This window comes from Cupriavidus sp. C3SS-1 (assembly GCF_057073755.1).
In genome coordinates this window covers 3,296,061-3,312,914 of the sequence record NZ_CP172699.1, presented here as the reverse complement: position 1 = coordinate 3,312,914, position 16,854 = coordinate 3,296,061, and the positions used below count along the sequence as shown (strand labels likewise).

16 protein-coding genes are annotated in these 16,854 nt (G+C 63.9%); 15 read left to right on the top strand and 1 reads right to left on the bottom strand.

What is annotated here, in order from left to right; translation table 11 throughout:
- Window positions 1–45: 45 nt before the first annotated feature.
- The 6 genes from ACIGJC_RS15495 (at window position 46) to ACIGJC_RS15470 (ending at window position 6,712) form a co-directional block, all read left to right on the top strand.
- On the top strand, window positions 46–537 hold the full coding sequence (locus ACIGJC_RS15495; protein WP_483709859.1) for a hypothetical protein: 492 nt from the start codon (window positions 46–48) through the stop codon (window positions 535–537).
- Between the two features lie 65 nt (window positions 538–602).
- Window positions 603–1,361, top strand: a complete 759-nt coding sequence (locus tag ACIGJC_RS15490; RefSeq protein ID WP_483709858.1) for a sulfite exporter TauE/SafE family protein — start codon at window positions 603–605, stop codon at window positions 1,359–1,361.
- Between the two features lie 301 nt (window positions 1,362–1,662).
- Window positions 1,663–2,814 carry an ABC transporter substrate-binding protein gene (locus ACIGJC_RS15485; RefSeq protein WP_483709857.1) on the top strand — a complete coding sequence of 384 codons (1,152 nt, stop codon included), beginning with the start codon at window positions 1,663–1,665 and terminating at the stop codon, window positions 2,812–2,814.
- A 223-nt stretch (window positions 2,815–3,037) separates the two neighbouring features.
- Entirely contained in the window at window positions 3,038–4,090 is a 1,053-nt protein-coding gene (locus ACIGJC_RS15480; protein ID WP_483709855.1) for a branched-chain amino acid ABC transporter permease, read from the top strand.
- A gap of 3 nt (window positions 4,091–4,093) precedes the next feature.
- Window positions 4,094–5,935 carry a branched-chain amino acid ABC transporter ATP-binding protein/permease gene (locus ACIGJC_RS15475; RefSeq protein WP_483709854.1) on the top strand — a complete coding sequence of 614 codons (1,842 nt, stop codon included), beginning with the start codon at window positions 4,094–4,096 and terminating at the stop codon, window positions 5,933–5,935.
- A gap of 33 nt (window positions 5,936–5,968) precedes the next feature.
- Window positions 5,969–6,712: an ABC transporter ATP-binding protein gene (locus tag ACIGJC_RS15470; RefSeq protein ID WP_483709852.1), complete on the top strand. Its 744-nt coding sequence runs from the start codon at window positions 5,969–5,971 to the stop codon at window positions 6,710–6,712.
- Between the two features lie 226 nt (window positions 6,713–6,938).
- Here ACIGJC_RS15470 and ACIGJC_RS15465 read toward each other — a convergent pair whose 3' ends face one another.
- Complete coding sequence (locus tag ACIGJC_RS15465; protein WP_483711568.1) at window positions 6,939–7,880, bottom strand: LysR substrate-binding domain-containing protein; 942 nt, start codon at window positions 7,878–7,880, stop codon at window positions 6,939–6,941.
- A 121-nt stretch (window positions 7,881–8,001) separates the two neighbouring features.
- Here ACIGJC_RS15465 and ACIGJC_RS15460 point away from each other — a divergent pair, with 121 nt between their 5' ends.
- The 9 genes from ACIGJC_RS15460 to atpE all read left to right on the top strand — a co-directional run bounded on the left by ACIGJC_RS15460 (window position 8,002) and on the right by atpE (window position 16,823).
- Complete coding sequence (locus ACIGJC_RS15460) at window positions 8,002–8,997, top strand: Bug family tripartite tricarboxylate transporter substrate binding protein (protein ID WP_483709850.1); 996 nt, start codon at window positions 8,002–8,004, stop codon at window positions 8,995–8,997.
- Window positions 8,998–9,000: 3 nt separating this feature from the next.
- Window positions 9,001–9,870 (top strand): N-formylglutamate amidohydrolase, encoded by an 870-nt coding sequence (locus tag ACIGJC_RS15455; protein ID WP_483709848.1) that lies wholly within the window; start codon window positions 9,001–9,003, stop codon window positions 9,868–9,870.
- 241 nt (window positions 9,871–10,111) lie between these two features.
- Window positions 10,112–12,052 carry a tRNA uridine-5-carboxymethylaminomethyl(34) synthesis enzyme MnmG gene (gene mnmG / locus ACIGJC_RS15450; protein WP_483709846.1) on the top strand — a complete coding sequence of 647 codons (1,941 nt, stop codon included), beginning with the start codon at window positions 10,112–10,114 and terminating at the stop codon, window positions 12,050–12,052.
- Between the two features lie 21 nt (window positions 12,053–12,073).
- Window positions 12,074–12,760 (top strand): 16S rRNA (guanine(527)-N(7))-methyltransferase RsmG, encoded by a 687-nt coding sequence (gene rsmG, locus ACIGJC_RS15445; protein ID WP_483709844.1) that lies wholly within the window; start codon window positions 12,074–12,076, stop codon window positions 12,758–12,760.
- An 84-nt stretch (window positions 12,761–12,844) separates the two neighbouring features.
- On the top strand, window positions 12,845–13,651 hold the full coding sequence (locus tag ACIGJC_RS15440) for a ParA family protein (RefSeq protein ID WP_483709843.1): 807 nt from the start codon (window positions 12,845–12,847) through the stop codon (window positions 13,649–13,651).
- Window positions 13,652–13,653: 2 nt separating this feature from the next.
- Window positions 13,654–14,556: a ParB/RepB/Spo0J family partition protein gene (locus tag ACIGJC_RS15435; RefSeq protein ID WP_483709841.1), complete on the top strand. Its 903-nt coding sequence runs from the start codon at window positions 13,654–13,656 to the stop codon at window positions 14,554–14,556.
- 321 nt (window positions 14,557–14,877) lie between these two features.
- Window positions 14,878–15,381 carry an ATP synthase subunit I gene (locus ACIGJC_RS15430; RefSeq protein ID WP_483709839.1) on the top strand — a complete coding sequence of 168 codons (504 nt, stop codon included), beginning with the start codon at window positions 14,878–14,880 and terminating at the stop codon, window positions 15,379–15,381.
- 237 nt (window positions 15,382–15,618) lie between these two features.
- Window positions 15,619–16,485 (top strand): F0F1 ATP synthase subunit A, encoded by an 867-nt coding sequence (atpB, locus tag ACIGJC_RS15425; RefSeq protein WP_483709838.1) that lies wholly within the window; start codon window positions 15,619–15,621, stop codon window positions 16,483–16,485.
- Window positions 16,486–16,556: 71 nt separating this feature from the next.
- Entirely contained in the window at window positions 16,557–16,823 is a 267-nt protein-coding gene (gene atpE, locus ACIGJC_RS15420) for a F0F1 ATP synthase subunit C (RefSeq protein WP_011299478.1), read from the top strand.
- Window positions 16,824–16,854 lie beyond the last annotated feature (31 nt).

Here is a 16,854-nt window from a genome sequence, read left to right as displayed (position 1 = left end):
GCGCTCCGGTCACATGCGACAATGCGGGCTTGCTTCAGAGCCGCCATGCCGTCCCAGCCCGTCCATCTTCCCAGTACCGAATCTTCCCCGCAGCACCAGGTACGCCTTGGCGTCAGTGCCGACGCGCCGGCGCTCGACGCCTGGCTGCAGGCCGCCTTGCCGTTGCCGGTGCCGGCCGCCCGCGCGCGGCGGCTGGCGCTGGAAGGGCTGCTCGCACAGTCCGGGCAGGGTGCATGCCTGCTGGCAATGCATGAATACGACATCGCTGCCTGTCTGCCCGTAGCGCTGATTCCCAGCCTCGAGTTCGGCGGCCTGGTGGCGTGCGCGACGGAGTGGTGGCCATCGGAGGCGGCGTCATCCGGTTCTGGCTGCCTCGCGGCCTGTCTGGCCACGCTGGCCGACTGGTGCCGCGCTCATGGCATCCGGCATCTCCTGCTGGCTCCCGGTCTGGCCGCAGATGTGCCAACGGGATTCGCGCGGCACCACAGCGGGCTCTGGCACCGCATGGTAGTGCCGGCGCCCAAGACGCTCGGCTGAGCGCCGGGCGCGCTGCTCGCCTTCTCAAATCCTCTCTTCTTTCTTGTTCCCTTTTTCCTGCAATCATGGAGTTCGCATTACTGGCGCTTGCCGCCTTTCTCGCCGGCCTGATCGACGCGGTGGCCGGTGGCGGTGGCCTGGTCCAGATTCCGGCGCTGTTTTCGGCCTTTCCCGGGATGGCGCCGGCCACGCTGCTGGGCACCAACAAGGTGGCTTCGGTCGCCGGCACGGCCAATGCGGCGATCCGCTACGGGCGCAGCGTGCGCATCTACTGGGCCGCAACGGCGCCGGCCGTGGTGGCGGCATTCCTGTTCTCGATGGCCGGCGCCTGGGCGCTGACCATGATTCCCGCCGAGCCGTTGCGCAAGGCGCTGCCGTTCGTGCTGGTGTCGCTGCTCGTCTATACCGTAGCGAAGAAGGATCTGGGCACCGAGCACGCGCCTTCGCTCAGCGGCACGCGCGAACGCGTGGCGGCGCTGCTGGCGGGTGCGGTGATTGGCTTCTATGACGGCGTGTTCGGGCCGGGCACGGGCAGCTTCCTGATGATCGTGTTCGTGCGCGTGTTCGGCTACGACTTCCTGCACGCCTCGGCGTCGACCAAGGTCGTGAACATGGCCACCAACCTGGCGGCGCTGCTGCTGCTGGCCAGCAAGGGCCATATCTGGTGGCAGCTCGGCCTGGTCATGGCCGTTGCGAATGTCGCCGGCAGCCAGGTGGGCAGCCGGCTGGCGCTGCGCCACGGCAGCGGCTTCGTGCGCAAGGTGTTCATCGTGGTGGTCAGCGCGCTGATCCTGAAGACGGCCTGGGACGCGTTTTTCCGCTGACGCCGCCTTCATGTGATGCGGGTTAATCCGGCTGGCCGCGAAAAATCGCTGTGTTAGACTCGATACGCATTCCCGACCGCACGGTCGGGGAATGGTTGCGGAATGGTTGCGAAATGGCCGCGGCATTTCCGGGGAAGTGGTGCGGACGGGAAAGAACGGAAGGAGTCATCTCCTTCCTGGCAGTACGCAGGTGCCAGCGATGTGCCTGTGGCGACCCGAGCGGTCGAAAAAGAACTGGAGGCATCCGGCGGCCGGGAGCCGTTCGGATGCCTTTCCGTTTTCAGGAACCGAAGGAGACAAGATGAACTTCAAGCGCGCCAGCCTGCTGGCCATCGCTGCCGCGGCCCTGGTTGCCGGCACGGCCAGCGCACAGGTCAAGGTCGGGGTCACGGTGTCGGCGACGGGTCCGGCGGCGTCGCTGGGCATCCCGGAAAAGAACACCTTCACGCTGATGCCCAAGGAAATCGCGGGCAAGAAGATCGAATACATCGTCCTGGACGACGCCTCCGACACCACCACGGCCGTCAAGAACACGCGCAAGCTGATCAGCGAGGACAAGGTCGACGTGGTGGTGGGTTCCACCGTCACGCCGAACTCGCTGGCGATGGTCGACATCGTGGCCGAGAACGAGACGCCGATGATCACCATGGCTGCCTCGGCCCGCATCATCGAACCCATGGATGCCAAGCGCGCCTGGGTCTTCAAGACGCCGCAGAATGACTCGCACATGGCCACGGCCATTGCCGAGCACATGACCAACAACAACGTGAAGACGGTGGCTTTCATCGGCTTCGCGGATGCCTATGGGGACAGCTGGGCGCAGGAGTTCGCCAAGGTGGCCGACATGCGCAAGCTCAAGGTGGTCGCCAACGAGCGCTTCGCGCGCACCGATACCTCGGTGACCGGCCAGGTCCTCAAGATGCTGGGCAGCAATCCCGATGCCGTGCTGATCGCTGGTTCGGGTACGCCCGCGGCGTTGCCGCAAAAGGCGCTCAAGGAGCGCGGCTACAAGGGCAAGATCTACCAGACCCACGGCGTGGCCAACCCCGACTTCCTGCGCGTATGCGGCAAGGACTGCGAAGGCACCTTCCTGCCCGCGGGCCCGCTGCTGGTGGCCGACCAGCTGCCTGACGGCAACCCCGTCAAGAAGCCGGCCATGACCTACAAGACCGCCTACGAAAAGGCCTTTGGCGGCCAGGTGTCGACCTTCGGCGGCCATGCGTGGGATGCGGGCCTGATCCTGCAGCATGCGATTCCCGAGGCGCTGAAGAAGGGCCAGCCGGGCACGAAGGAATTCCGCAAGGCGCTGCGCGATGCCATGGAGCAGACCAGGAACCTGCCGGTATCGCACGGCATCATGAACATGACCCCGACCGACCACCTCGGCTTCGACCAGCGCTCGCGCGTGATGGTGCAGATCGTCGACGGCAAGTGGAAGCTGCTGACCAAGTAAGCCGCTGGCAGTGGCTGGACGCGTAGAACCGGAAGGCGCATGGTGACCCCCATGCGCTTTCTTTTTTCGTGCTCGCCATCGTCTTAGGGTTGCCCTGTATTTCCGCAATAAGCAACCCGTTTACTATTCCGTAATCCCAGCGCACACAGTGCAATCCAGCGACTGTTCGCGCCCTGTCCGCCCCTTGGCTTGCAGGCAGGTCATTTCACAACACGGGGAGACAATGGACCTTTCGATTGCCGCCATCCTGGCGCAGGACGGCATCACCTCAGGCGCGATCTACGCGCTGCTGGCGCTGGCACTGGTGCTGGTGTTTTCGGTGACCCGCGTCATCTTTATCCCGCAAGGGGAATTCGTGGCCTATGGCGCGCTGACGCTGGCGGCCATGCAGGGCGGGCACGCGCCGCAGACGAGCTGGCTGCTGCTGGCCATGGGCGTGCTGACCTTCGTGTATGAAACCGTGACCGTGCTGCGCAGCGCTGAACTGCGTCGCGCGCTTGGGCGCAGGCTCGGCGTGCTCGCCGGAAAGTATCTTGTGTTTCCTTTGGCCGTGCACCTGCTGGTGCAGCAATACGGTGCGCAGCCGTTGCCGATGCTGGCGCAGATTGCGCTGACGCTGCTAGTGATCATTCCGATGGGGCCGATGCTGTATCGCCTGGCCTACCAGCCGCTGGCCGAGGCCAGCACGCTGGTGCTGCTGATCGTCTCGGTCGGCGTGCATTTTGCGCTGGTGGGCCTTGGGCTGGTGATGTTCGGTGCCGAGGGTTCGCGCACCGAGGCCTTCTCCGATGCGCGCTTCGAGGTGGGCAGCCTCACGGTCTCGGGGCAAAGCTTGTGGGTCGTGGGCATGTCGGCGCTTCTGATCGGCGCGCTGTATTTCTATTTCGAGCGCACGTTGCAAGGCAAGGCGCTGCGCGCGACGGCGGTGAACCGGCTCGGCGCGCGGCTGGTCGGCATCGGCACGACGCAGGCGGGGCGGCTGTCGTTCACACTGGCCGCGGCCATGGGCGCGCTGTGCGGCATCCTGATCGCGCCCCTGACCACCGTGTACTACGAGTCGGGCTTCCTGGTGGGCCTGAAGGGCTTTGTCGGCGCGATCGTCGGCGGCCTGGTGAGCTACCCGATCGCAGCACTGGGTGCGCTGCTGGTCGGGCTGCTGGAATCGTATTCGTCCTTCTGGGCCAGCGCGTTCAAGGAGGTCATTGTCTTTACGCTGATCATTCCGGTGTTGCTGTGGCGCTCGCTGACGAGCAAGCACGTCGAAGAAGAGGAGTAAGCCATGACGATGCTGACTGACAAGCAAGCCGCCGTGGGCGGCGAACGCAGCGGCAACCGTGCCGGGCTGCAGCGCAACCGCGTGCTGACACTGCTGTTCATCGCGGCGCTGGCCTTGCTGCCGGTGCTGCCGACGCCGGAGTTCTGGATCACGCTGGGCAATTACATCGGGCTGTACAGCATCGTGGCGATCGGGCTCGTGCTGCTGACGGGCGTAGGCGGCATGACCTCGTTCGGGCAGGCGGCGTTCGTCGGGCTGGGGGCCTACAGCACCGCGTACCTGACCACGCAGTTCGGGCTGTCGCCGTGGTTCGGGCTGCTGGTGGGCCTGGTGATCACCATCGCGTGCGCCTACGTGATCGGCCTGATCACGATGCGCATGTCCGGACACTACCTGCCGCTCGCCACCATTGCGTGGTGCCTGTCGCTGTTTTTCCTGTTCGGCAACCTGGAGTTCCTGGGCAAGTACGACGGGCTCAACGGCATCCCGGTGCTGTCGTTGTTCGGCGTCGAACTGCAGTCGGGCCGTGCGATGTTCTACCTGATCTGGAGCGTGGTGCTGCTCGCCGTGCTGGCCGTGCAGAACCTGCTGAACTCGCGGCCGGGCCGCGCGATGCGCGCGCTCAAGGGCGGTGGCGTGATGGCCGAGGCGATGGGCGTCAACACCGCGTGGATGAAGGTCGTGGTGTTCGTGGTGGCGGCGGTGCTGGCGTGCATCTCGGGCTTCCTCTATGCGCACCTGCAGCGCGCGGTGAACCCGACGCCATTCGGCCTGAACTACGGTATCGAGTACCTGTTCATGGCGGTGGTCGGTGGCGTGGGCCACGTGTGGGGTGCGGTGCTTGGCGCGGGCCTGCTTACGATCCTGAAGGACACGTTGCAGGGCTTGCTGCCGAAGCTGCTCGGCGCGAATGGCAACTTCGAGATCATCGTGTTCGGCGTGCTGCTCGTGCTGCTGCTGCAACATGCGCGCGATGGCCTGTGGCCGTTCTTGCGCCGGCTGTTTCCGTCGGGGCCGCCGGTGCAGGCACCCGAAGCCGCCGATGCGCTGCCGGTCCGGCAGAAGCCCGAGGCCGGCGAACTGATCCTCGACGTGCGTGCCGCGCGCAAGCAGTTCGGCGGACTGGTGGCGGTGAACGACGTGAGTTTCCAGGTGCGGGCCGGAGAGATCGTCGGACTGATCGGCCCGAATGGTGCCGGCAAGTCGACCACGTTCAACCTGGTGACGGGCGTGCTGCCCGTGACGCGCGGCGAAGTCCGCTATCGCGGTGAAGTGATATCGGGCCTGCCTTCGCGCGAGATCGTGAAGCGCGGCATCGGCCGCACGTTCCAGCATGTGCACTTGCTGCCGGCCATGACCGTGCTTGAGAACGTGGCGATCGGCGCGCACCTGCGCGGCGACTTTCACGCGCAGGGCGGTGTATCCGCGGCGATGCTGCGCATGAACCACGCCGAGGAAGACAAGCTGCTGTTCGAGGCCCGGCGCCAGCTCGAGCGCGTGGGCCTGGCCGACTGCATGTACATGGAGGCGGGCAGTCTCGCGCTGGGGCAGCAGCGCATCCTGGAGATTGCGCGCGCATTGTGCTGCGATCCGGCCCTGCTGCTCCTCGACGAGCCCGCCGCCGGCCTGCGCTACAAGGAGAAGCAGGCGCTGGCCGAATTGCTGCGCAAGCTCAGGGCGGAAGGCATGAGCGTGCTGCTGGTGGAGCACGACATGGACTTCGTCATGAACCTGACCGACCGCCTGGTCGTGATGGAGTTCGGCACGCGCATTGCCGAGGGCGTGCCCGAGGATGTGCAGAGGAACCCGGCCGTGCTCGAGGCCTATCTCGGTGGCGTGGAGTGATGGGTGAGTGATGGTGTGGACAAGGAACGCAAGATGAGCCCGATCCTCGAAGTGAAGGACCTCCACGTCCGCTACGGCAAGGTGGAAGCGGTGCACGGCGTGAGCCTGAAGGTAGAGGCCGGCAAGATCGTGACCGTGATCGGCCCCAATGGCGCCGGCAAGTCGACGACGCTGAACGCGATCATGGGCGCGCTGCCAGTCAGTGGCTCGGCCAGCGGCACGGTCAGCTATCTCGGACATGACATGGCCGGCATCCCGGTGGAAGGTCGCGTGGCACGCGGCATGTGCCTGGTGCCGGAGAAGCGCGAGCTGTTCGCGTCGATGACGGTGGAGGACAACCTGCAGCTCGGCGCCTTCCGCCGCAAGCGTGCCGGCGAGAAGAACTACCTCGACCAGATGGGCGTGGTCTACGACCTGTTTCCACGCCTGCGCGAGCGCGCGCGACAGGACGCCGGCACGCTGTCAGGCGGCGAGCGCCAGATGCTGGCCGTGGGCCGCGCACTCATGGCCAAGCCGCAGCTGCTGATGCTCGATGAACCCAGCCTCGGGTTGGCACCGCTGATCGTGAAGGAGATCTTCCACATCATCAGCAACCTGCGCCAGACCGGCGTGGCGACGCTGCTGATCGAGCAGAATGCGCGAGCGGCCCTGCAGGTCGCGGACTACGGCTATGTCATCGAGACGGGCGATATGGCGATGGAGGGACCGGCGGAGGAGCTGGCCAGCAATCCGAAGGTGATCGAAACCTATCTGGGGCTGGCAAAAAAGGCAGCGTGAAGTGCGGAATTAGTTGGGCGATGAATATAAGGCCCGCTTTAGCGGGTCTTTTCATTTGTCGCGTGGATATATAGGCCGTTCAAAAGCCTCCTTTGCAATAAATATGCGTAGAACGGATGGCATATTTCAATTCGAGCGCACATAAATTCTTCGTGCTAATAGTTTGCCGTGGTGTAGATGAATCCAATTCTTGCTATGAATTGTTGACCGTCGGAACTAACTTCAATCATTTATTTTGCGAATGATCATCCGGCGCATACTCCGCAGCACCCTGCGCGGCAGTTTCGAGCAGCCATTCACGAAAGCACCGGAGGGCCGGATGATCGCGTCGCTCCCTTGGCGTGCAAAGGAAATAGCCGCGCTGTAGCCGGATCGGAAGATCGAAGGGCGCTACCACCCGGCCGGCGGCCAGTTCATCGTGCAGCAGGCAGCGCTGCAGCACGGCGATGCCCATGTCGGCGCGCACCGCCTGGATAAGAATCGAGACCTGGTCGAACCCCGACGACAGCTTTGGCGCAGCACCGGGTACGCCCGCCGCCTCGAGCCAGTTCACCCAGTTGGCGGGAGCAGTCGTGTGGTAGAGCAGGGGCTCTTCCATGAGTTCGGCCGGCTCGCGCCACCGCCCGGCCGTGCGCCGCTGGCGCTCGCGGTCGGGGTGACAGATCGGCACCATTTCGCGCCCAACTACATAGTCCACCTGCAAGCCGGGCCATTTCCCGGGCTCGCCGGCGAGCAGCGCTGCATCGGGCGCGGAACCCGAGAAATCCTCGTCGCGGCGATACGGTACGAAATCGAGCCGTATGTCCGGATGCCGCTTGTGGAAATCGGGCAGGCGGGGTACCAGCCAGACACTTGCAAGCGTCGGAACCGCCGACAGGGTGAGGTGGTGGCTGCGATCGCCAGCACGCAGCGCCGCACTGGCGCTTTCGATGGCGGCGAGCGGATCGGCCACTGCCTCCAGCAACCGTTGCCCGGCGCCGGTCAGCGTGAGCCGATGTGCGTTGCGCTGGACTAGCGGCTGGCCGAAGTGTTCCTCAAGCCGGGCAATGGCCCGGCTCACCGCCCCTTGTGTCACGCACAGCGTCTCGGCGGCGCGCGTGAAGCTGCCCAGGCGCGCGGCGGCGACGAAGGCGTGCAACTCGGACATCGAAGGGGAATGCAACCGCATGGGCCAGGCCAGTGGAGAATGATCTTTGGTAATGCGAAGGTGCAATATAGTCGTTTGCCTCGGGTCGGTAAACGCCTGACACTCGGCGACTATTCATCACAAAAGAACAGGAGAAAGCCCAATGACCCGAGCCAGGCTATCGCGCCGCCAGCTGTTGCTGTCAGGCACTGCGGCTGCCGCCGCGCTGACCTTTACCGGCGGCGCGTTCGCGCAGGCCGCCTATCCCAACCGGCCCATCCGCCTGGTCGTGCCTTTTGCGGCCGGCGGCTCAACCGACCTGTCGGCGCGCCTGGTTGCCGAGTTCGCCGGGCGCGAGCTGGGCCAGCCCATCGTGGTCGAAAACAAGGGCGGGGCAGGGGGCTCGGTCGGCATGGAGCAGGTCGCCAAGTCAGACCCGGATGGCTACACCATCGGCATGGCGACGGTCAGCACGCACGGTTCCAACCCGGCGGTCTATCCGAAGCTGAAGTACGACCCGATCAAGGACTTTGCGCCCGTCACGAACGTGGTGGCGATTCCCAGCGTCTTCGCGGTGCACCCGAGCGTGCCGGCCAAGACCATGCAGGAGTTCATCGCGCTGGCCAAGGCCAACCCCGGCAAGTACACCTTCGCGTCGCCGGGCGCAGGCTCGCTGGGTCATGTGAATATCGAGAACTTCATGATGCTGGCCCACATCGAGCTGCTCCATGTGCCGTACAAGGGCGCCGGCCTGGCGCTCAACGATGCCGTGGCCGGACAGGTGAATGCCATTACCGACAACCTGTCGTCCACGCTGCCTCACGTGAAATCGGGCCGGCTGCGTGCGCTGGCCGTGCTTGGGGCGAGCCGCTCGCCGCAACTGCCGGGCGTACCCACCTATGCGGAGCTGGGCTACAAGGACATGGGGGAGGGCGGCTGGTTTGGCATCGTCGCCCCTGCGGGTACGCCGTCGACGGTGGTCATGCGCCTGAACCAGGCCATCCACAAGGCCATGCAGAACCCCGAGTTCCGGCGCAAGGTGGAAGAGTCGGGCGGCACGCTGGTGCCGACCACGCCTGACCAATTCAAGGTGCAGATCCAGCAGGCCATGGCCCGGTATGCGCGCGTGGCCAAGACGGCAAACATCAAGCTGGATTGACGTATGAGCGAAGCTGTCAAAGCCATGGCCGGGGCGCCGTTCACGCTGGCGCTGCCCGAAGTGGATGCCTTGCCGCTGGTGTGCGATTCGCCGCATAGCGGCACGGTGTATCCGACGGACTTCGGCGCCGCGGTACCGGCCGGGCGCTTGCGCGGCGGCGAGGATACACACATCGATGCACTATGGGACAGCGTGCCTGCCGTCGGCGGCACGCTGCTCGCAGCGACCTTTCCCCGCGTCTACATTGACCCGAACCGGATGCTGGACGACATCGATCCGGAACTGCTGGATGGCCCCTGGCCTACGCCGCTGGCACCGGGGGTGAAGACCCGGCTGGGATTCGGGCTGATCTGGCGAAACATGGATGCCGCCACGCCGATCTATGACCGCAAGCTGTCCGTGGCCGAAGTGCAGGCGCGTATCGACGGCTATTACCGGCCGTACCATGCTGCCCTGTCTGCGGCAGTGGAGGGCGCCTACCGGCGCTTCGGTGGGGTCTGGCACCTGAACCTGCACTCCATGCCGAACAACGCCTATGAGCGGCTCGGGATCCAGAGCGCGCACCCGCTAGCGGATTTCGTGCTCGGGGATCGGGACGGCAGCACGTGCGAGCCGGGGCTGGTGGATCTGGTGGAGGGGGAATTGCGGGAGATGGGGTACACCGTCGCGCGCAATGACCCGTACAAGGGCGTGCAGCTGATCGCGCAGATCGGGCGCCCCGCTGAACGGCGTAATAGCCTCCAGATCGAGATCCGGCGTCCGCTTTATATGGATGAGCGAACCCGGGAGCGGAACGAGGGATTTGGTACGCTGCAGCGGGATCTCGCTTCGCTGACGCAGCGGGTTGCTGCTTACGTGAGGCAGCAGATCTGAGTTTGTTTCACGTGGAACACGTGGGCCGGACCTTTTTGGGTTCGGCCTTTTTGTTTGGAGCCAGGGAAAGGGTCGGGCGCCAACCATAAGCCTTCGCCCACTGTGTTCCACGTGAAACAGCCGTGTAATCTCCACACCATGTTTCACGTGAAACACTGTAACCCTCAAAAAGCCGTGAGGCGATTGCCGCTATAATTCGACATCCCGATTGTTCCCGTCAGCCTCCCGGAGGAGGTGTCCCATGCTTTACCCAAAAGAATTCGATGTCATCGTCGTCGGTGGTGGTCACGCCGGCACGGAAGCTGCCCTGGCCGCTGCCCGGATGGGCTGCCAGACACTCCTGCTGACCCATAACATCGAAACGCTGGGGCAGATGAGCTGCAATCCGTCGATCGGCGGCATTGGCAAAGGTCATCTGGTCAAGGAAGTGGACGCGATGGGTGGCGCCATGGCCGCTGCAACGGACGAGTCGGGGATCCAGTTCCGCATTCTCAATTCCAGCAAGGGCCCGGCTGTACGGGCGACGCGTGCCCAGGCAGACCGCGTGCTGTACCGCAAGGCCATCCGCACCCGGCTGGAAAACCAGCCGAACCTGATGCTGTTCCAGCAGGCCGTGGACGACCTGCTGGTGGAAGGGGATCGGGTTGTCGGTGCAGTGACGCAAGTTGGCATCGCTTTCCGCGCCCGCGCGGTAGTGCTGACGGCCGGCACCTTCCTGGACGGCAAGATCCACGTGGGGCTGGATAACTATACGGGTGGTCGTGCAGGCGATCCCGCATCGGTATCGTTGTCGGCCCGGCTCAAGGAGCTGAAGCTGCCGCAGGGCCGCCTGAAGACCGGCACGCCGCCGCGTATCGACGGCCGCACCATCGATTTTTCGGTGATGGAAGAACAGCCGGGCGACCTCGACCCGGTGCCGGTGTTCTCGTTCCTGGGCCGCCCGGAGCACCATCCGCAGCAGCTTCCGTGCTGGATCAGCCACACTAATAGCCGTACCCACGACATCATCCGTGGTGGGCTCGACCGTTCGCCGATGTACACCGGCGTGATCGAAGGGGTAGGGCCGCGTTACTGCCCGAGCATCGAGGACAAGATCCATCGGTTTGCCAGCAAGGACAGCCACCAGATCTTCCTGGAACCGGAAGGCCTGACCACCAACGAGTTCTACCCGAACGGCATCTCCACAAGCCTGCCTTTCGACGTGCAGCTTGAGTTGGTGCATTCGATCCGTGGCCTGGAAAACGCGCACATCATGCGCCCCGGCTACGCCATCGAATACGACTACTTCGATCCGCGTGCGCTCAAGGCTTCGCTGGAAAGCAAGGCGATCGGGGGGCTGTTTTTTGCCGGACAGATCAATGGGACGACCGGCTATGAAGAGGCCGCCGCGCAGGGCCTGCTCGCGGGCATCAACGCTGGCTGCTATGTGCGCGAGCGCGATGCCTGGACGCCGCGCCGCGACCAGGCCTACCTGGGCGTGCTGGTCGATGACCTGATCACGCGCGGCGTGACCGAGCCGTACCGCATGTTCACCAGCCGTGCCGAATTCCGCCTGAGCTTGCGCGAAGACAACGCCGATATGCGCCTGACCGAGATCGGCCGCGAAATCGGCGTGGTCGATGACGCCCGCTGGGACGCGTTCAACCGCAAGCGCGATGCTGTTTCACGTGAAACAGAGCGACTAAAGAGCACGTGGGTCAATCCCACCATCCTCCCGGCGGAAGATGCCGTGCCACTGCTGGGCAAGCCCATCGAGCGCGAGTACAGCCTCGCCGATCTGCTGCGCCGCCCGGAAGTCCGCTACGACAGCCTGATGGCGTTGCAGGGTGGTCGCCACGCACCCGAGGCGCCGCTTGATGCAGACCCGCTGCTGGTGGACCAGATCCGCGAACAGATCGAGATCGGCATCAAGTACCACGGCTATATCACCCGCCAGGCGGCGGAAGTGGACAAGCTCGAAGCCAACGAGTCGACACGTTTGCCCGAAGGGCTGGACTACACCGAAGTGCGCGGACTGGGCTTCGAGGTCAGCCAGAAGCTGAACCAGCACCGGCCCGAAACGCTGGGACAGGCCTCGCGTATTTCGGGTGTGACCCCGGCGGCGATCTCGCTGCTGTTGGTACACCTGAAAAAGAAGGGGCTGGGGCGCACCCGTTCCAGCAACTCGCAAGAGGCTGCCTGAGTGGCGGGCCAACGACATACCGTGATCGACGACGCGGCCCAGCGTCGTCGCCTGGAGGCCGGCCTGAATGAGATCGGCCTGGACTTGCCGCCGGAGCGCATCGAGACGCTGTTCGCCTACCTCGCCCTGCTGCGCAAGTGGAACGGCGTCTACAACCTCACCGCGATCCGCCATCCCGATGAAATGCTGACGCATCATCTTCTGGATTCGCTCGCGGCTATCCCGGCGCTCGCGCATGCCGCACGCGCGCCGGCGGTAGCAGGGGCGGCGCGGGGCAGGGTGCTCGACGTGGGCTCGGGCGGCGGCATGCCTGGCCTGCCGCTGGCAATTTCCTGCCCGGATGTCTCCGTGCTGATGGTCGACATCGTGCAGAAGAAAACCGCCTTCCTGACACAATGCCGTGCCCAGCTGAGCCTGCCGAATGCGGCGGCACACTGGGGCCCGGTCGAGAAGCTGGAAGATGCGGATAAATTTGCGGTAATTACATCACGTGCATTCGCCGAGCTGACGGACTTTGTCACCCTGTCCGGCCATCTGCTGGCGCCGGAAGGCCGGATGATCGCGATGAAGGGCGTGTATCCACAGGCCGAACTGGACCGCATGGAAGCGGCTGGCCTGATGGCGACGTGGCAGTTGGAGGACGTGCGAAGACTGACAGTGCCCGGGCTGGATGCCGAGCGCCACCTGGTGCTGTTGTCGCGCAAATGATATTGACGGCGTTCGCGCCGCGAACCGGACGAGGCCAGCGGGCCGCGGCCGGATGAAGAATTCAATCGGGAACCTCAGAAGCATATGGCCAAGGTATTCGTGATCGCGAACCAGAAGGGCGGGGTGGGCAAGACCACCACGACGGTGAACCTTGCCGCGGGACTGGCTGCGCAGGGCCAGCGCGTGCTGCTGGTCGACCTGGATCCGCAGGGCAATGCCTCGATGGGCTCGGGCATCGACAAGCAGTCGCTGGAACACAGCGTGTACCAGGTGCTGGTCGGACTGGCTTCCGTAGCGCAGGCGCGCCAGCGTTCGGAAACCGGCAAGTACGACGTGCTGCCGGCCAATCGCGAGCTGGCCGGCGCGGAAGTCGAACTTGTGGAGCTGGACCAGCGCGAGCGCCGGCTCAAGCAGGCCATTGCCGAGGTCGACGATGAATATGACTTCGTGCTGATCGACTGCCCGCCGTCGTTGTCGCTGCTGACGCTGAACGGCCTGTGCGCGGCGCATGGGGTCATCGTGCCGATGCAGTGCGAGTACTTCGCGCTCGAAGGCTTGTCCGACCTGGTCAACACCATCAAGCAGGTGCATGCGAACCTGAACCGGGAGCTGAAGGTGATCGGCCTGCTGCGCGTCATGTTCGATCCGCGCGTGACGCTGCAGCAGCAGGTGTCGGCACAGCTCGAATCGCATTTTGGCGACAAGGTCTTCAAGACCCTGATCCCGCGCAATGTACGCCTGGCCGAAGCGCCGTCTTATGGCATGCCGGGTGTTGCCTTCGATCCGTCGTCGAAGGGTGCCAAGGCTTATCTCGACTTCGGCGCCGAGATGATCGCCCGTGTCAGGCAGCTGTCGGCGCCGGAAGCTGCCACCGCCATGCAAGGACAGTGACCATGAGCACCGTGAAGAAGAAGGGACTGGGCCGCGGCCTCGAAGCGCTGCTGGGAGGTCCGGCCGAGATCGTCGAGACCGCGAAGCAGGAGGGCGCGCCCTCCGTGCTGCGCCTGGACCAGCTTCAACCGGGCAAGTACCAGCCGCGCACGCGCATGGACGAGGGCGCATTGCAGGAGTTGGCCGCCAGCATCCGCGCGCAAGGCCTGATGCAGCCGATCCTGGTGCGGCGCGTGGCCGAGCCGGATCGCTACGAGATCATTGCGGGCGAGCGCCGCTTCCGGGCATCGCGCATCGCGGGACTCGACAAGGTGCCGGTGCTGGTGAAGGACGTCGCCGACGAAGCCGCCGCGGCGATGGCGCTGATCGAGAACATCCAGCGCGAAGATTTGAATCCGCTGGAAGAAGCGCAAGGCATCATGCGCCTGATCCGCGAATTCCGCTTTACGCATGAACAGGCAGCGGAGTCGGTAGGGCGCTCGCGCAGCGCGGTATCCAACCTGCTGCGCCTGCTGAACCTGGCCGCACCGGTACAGACCATGCTGATGGCGGGCGATCTTGACATGGGACACGCACGCGCGCTGCTGGCCGTCGATGGGGCCAACCAGATCACGCTGGCCAACCAGGTCATCAACAAGCGGCTGTCGGTGCGTGAGACCGAGAAGCTGGTCGCGTCCACGCTCAAGCCGTTCGAACTGAAGTCGCTCAAGCACAAGACCGGCAACGGCACGCGCGATGTGGCGCGGCTTGAAGAAGAATTGTCCGATGCGCTGGGACTGGCAGTGCAGATCAAGCTCGGCGTGCGGGGCAAGGGCCAGCTCACCATTCACTTCACCAACAACGAAGCGCTGGATGGCGTGCTCGCGCGCCTGCGTGATGAAGACGAAAGCAAACGCGTAGCCTGAAAAGCTGCGCGATAAACGGCCACTTAAAGACTCACTGTTGCATTCACGCAGCAGTTAACTATCCGATGTTCGGTTAATGCGCCGGACAGTCGTGAATCCTCCATCATGCGTCACGCCAGTTGCGCAATCCAATTACGTCAAGCGTCGTTGCTGCGCAATTTCAACGAAGCCATCATGCAATCGTGATAGCAACCGTTGTGCAGTTTGCCACTGCAAGCGAACTGTAAGCACATTGACGCGACTCAGTATTTCCCCTTAAAATTGCGCGGTTTGAATTCTGGTCGGGCCGAAAAGTTCCGGCCCGGATGAGGCAGGCAGGTAGTGGTAAGAGACCGACAGCAGCAAAACGATTCGCGTCAGGTAAACCCCCGCAGTGATGATTGGGATTTTGACGCAGAACGGGAAGAAGAAGCTGTCGATCCGCTGTCACACGACGACGCGGTAACGCTGTTCGGCGAACGCGCGTTGCGCCCCTCGCGCATGACACCCGGCAAGATCGTCCTGGCGCAGGTGATTGTGACCCTGCTGTCGGCATTGTGCTGGGCGCTGTTCGGCAAGCAGGCAGGGCCGTATGGCTGGTCTGCGTTGTTCGGTGGCGCCGTGTGTTTCATCCCGAGCGGATTCTTTGCGTTGCGGCTGTGGATGTCGCGCGAGCGGGCCTCGGTCGGCGGGCTGGTGATGGGCGAGGCGATCAAGGTGTTCGCCACCGTCGCGCTGTTCGTGCTGGTGGTGGTGCTGTACCGCGATCTGCGCTGGGTGCCGATGCTTGTCACGTTCCTGCTTGCGCTCAAGACGTATTGGGTGGTGGCCATGGCGCTTCGGTAATACTGCCGGCCAGCCGCACGAAGTGTGTGCTTCACGCAGAGTTGGGGCACCAAAACGGAATATCAAGATGTCCGGTGCAGGGTTTCACAGCGGTGAAACCGTGGGCCAAGAAAGTATGACCCGCTTGCATGGCGGTGACCGGCCACGATGGCCGAAGGCAATGCAAGACGCGTACCGGCTGCCCGCCAATGCGAGGGTGCCGGCTCAACGATTTCGCAATATACCGTTCGTTTCGACATGTCAGAAGCTATCCAAGGCGCCGAACACGCGCTGACACCCTCCGGCTATATCGCCGAACACTTGCAGAACTTGAATTCGGTCGGCGGCAAGCAGGCGTCGGTGGTCGATTTCTCCGTGCTCAACTATGACACGGTGTTCTGGTCCGTGCTGTGCGGCGCCATCGCCGTGATCTTCCTGCTGATCGCCGCGCGTCGCGTTCATGCTGGCGTGCCGGGCCGCTTCCAGGCCTTCGTCGAGATGATCGTCGAGATGGTCGATGACCAGGCCAAGGGCATCATTCACGGCGATCGTTCGTGGATTGCTCCGCTGGCGCTGATGGTGTTCTGCTGGATCACCATGATGAACGCGATCGACCTGATTCCGGTCGACTGGGTCACCGGCCTGAACAACTTCCTGGGCATTTTCCACATCCACCTTCCGCACCACCGCGCAGTGGCCACGGCTGACCTGAACGGTACGCTGGGCATGTCGTGCTCGGTGCTGGTGCTGATGATCTATTACAGCTTCAAGATCAAGGGCACGGGCGGCTTCATGCACGAACTGTTCTCGGCCCCGTTCGGCGCCAAGTGGTACCTGGCTCCGTTCAACCTGATCCTGAACATCATCGAATTCCTGGCCAAGGCCGTGTCGCTGGGCATGCGGTTGTTCGGCAACATGTACGCCGGCGAACTGGTGTTCCTGCTGATCGCGCTGCTGGGTTCCATCTGGACGTTCGGTGCCGACCTGTCGGCGCTGGGCTTCGTCGGCCACGTCGTTGCCGGCACGGTCTGGGCGATCTTCCACATCCTGATCGTCCTGCTCCAGGCATTCATTTTCATGATGCTGACGCTGGTGTACATCGGCCAGGCTCACGATCATCACTGATCGGCAAAGATTTTAGGTTTTTGGTTTTTTGGTTTTTTGGTTCTAAGTCTCTCTAAATTAAAGGAGTCATCATGCAAGCATTTCTCGCCAACATCCAGGGTCTGACCGCCATCGGTATCGGCATCATCATCGGTCTGGGCGCTATCGGCGCCTGCCTGGGTATCGCCCTGATGGGTGGCAAGTACATCGAAGCGTGCGCACGTCAGCCTGAACTGATGAACCCGCTGCAAACCAAGATGTTCCTGCTGGCTGGCCTGATCGACGCGGCATTCCTGATCGGCGTGGGTGTTGCAATGCTGTTCGCCTTCGCCAACCCGCTGCTGGCTGTCATTCAGTAATTTCTTTTCGGTCTGCATGATGCTGACGGGC

Excerpts from the sequence above, each read along its gene's own strand:
- ACIGJC_RS15495 (WP_483709859.1), top strand. The coding sequence starts at position 46 with ATGCCGTCCCAGCCCGTCCATCTTCCCAGTACCGAATCTTCCCCGCAG.
- atpB (WP_483709838.1), top strand. The coding sequence starts at position 15,619 with ATGTCAGAAGCTATCCAAGGCGCCGAACACGCGCTGACACCCTCCGGC.
- ACIGJC_RS15485 (WP_483709857.1), top strand. The coding sequence starts at position 1,663 with ATGAACTTCAAGCGCGCCAGCCTGCTGGCCATCGCTGCCGCGGCCCTG.
- mnmG (WP_483709846.1), top strand. The coding sequence starts at position 10,112 with ATGCTTTACCCAAAAGAATTCGATGTCATCGTCGTCGGTGGTGGTCAC.
- ACIGJC_RS15470 (WP_483709852.1), top strand. The coding sequence starts at position 5,969 with ATGAGCCCGATCCTCGAAGTGAAGGACCTCCACGTCCGCTACGGCAAG.
- ACIGJC_RS15465 (WP_483711568.1), bottom strand. The coding sequence starts at position 7,880 with ATGCGGTTGCATTCCCCTTCGATGTCCGAGTTGCACGCCTTCGTCGCC.
- ACIGJC_RS15475 (WP_483709854.1), top strand. The coding sequence starts at position 4,094 with ATGACGATGCTGACTGACAAGCAAGCCGCCGTGGGCGGCGAACGCAGC.
- ACIGJC_RS15460 (WP_483709850.1), top strand. The coding sequence starts at position 8,002 with ATGACCCGAGCCAGGCTATCGCGCCGCCAGCTGTTGCTGTCAGGCACT.
- atpE (WP_011299478.1), top strand. The coding sequence starts at position 16,557 with ATGCAAGCATTTCTCGCCAACATCCAGGGTCTGACCGCCATCGGTATC.
- ACIGJC_RS15455 (WP_483709848.1), top strand. The coding sequence starts at position 9,001 with ATGAGCGAAGCTGTCAAAGCCATGGCCGGGGCGCCGTTCACGCTGGCG.
- ACIGJC_RS15480 (WP_483709855.1), top strand. The coding sequence starts at position 3,038 with ATGGACCTTTCGATTGCCGCCATCCTGGCGCAGGACGGCATCACCTCA.
- ACIGJC_RS15490 (WP_483709858.1), top strand. The coding sequence starts at position 603 with ATGGAGTTCGCATTACTGGCGCTTGCCGCCTTTCTCGCCGGCCTGATC.
- ACIGJC_RS15435 (WP_483709841.1), top strand. The coding sequence starts at position 13,654 with ATGAGCACCGTGAAGAAGAAGGGACTGGGCCGCGGCCTCGAAGCGCTG.
- ACIGJC_RS15440 (WP_483709843.1), top strand. The coding sequence starts at position 12,845 with ATGGCCAAGGTATTCGTGATCGCGAACCAGAAGGGCGGGGTGGGCAAG.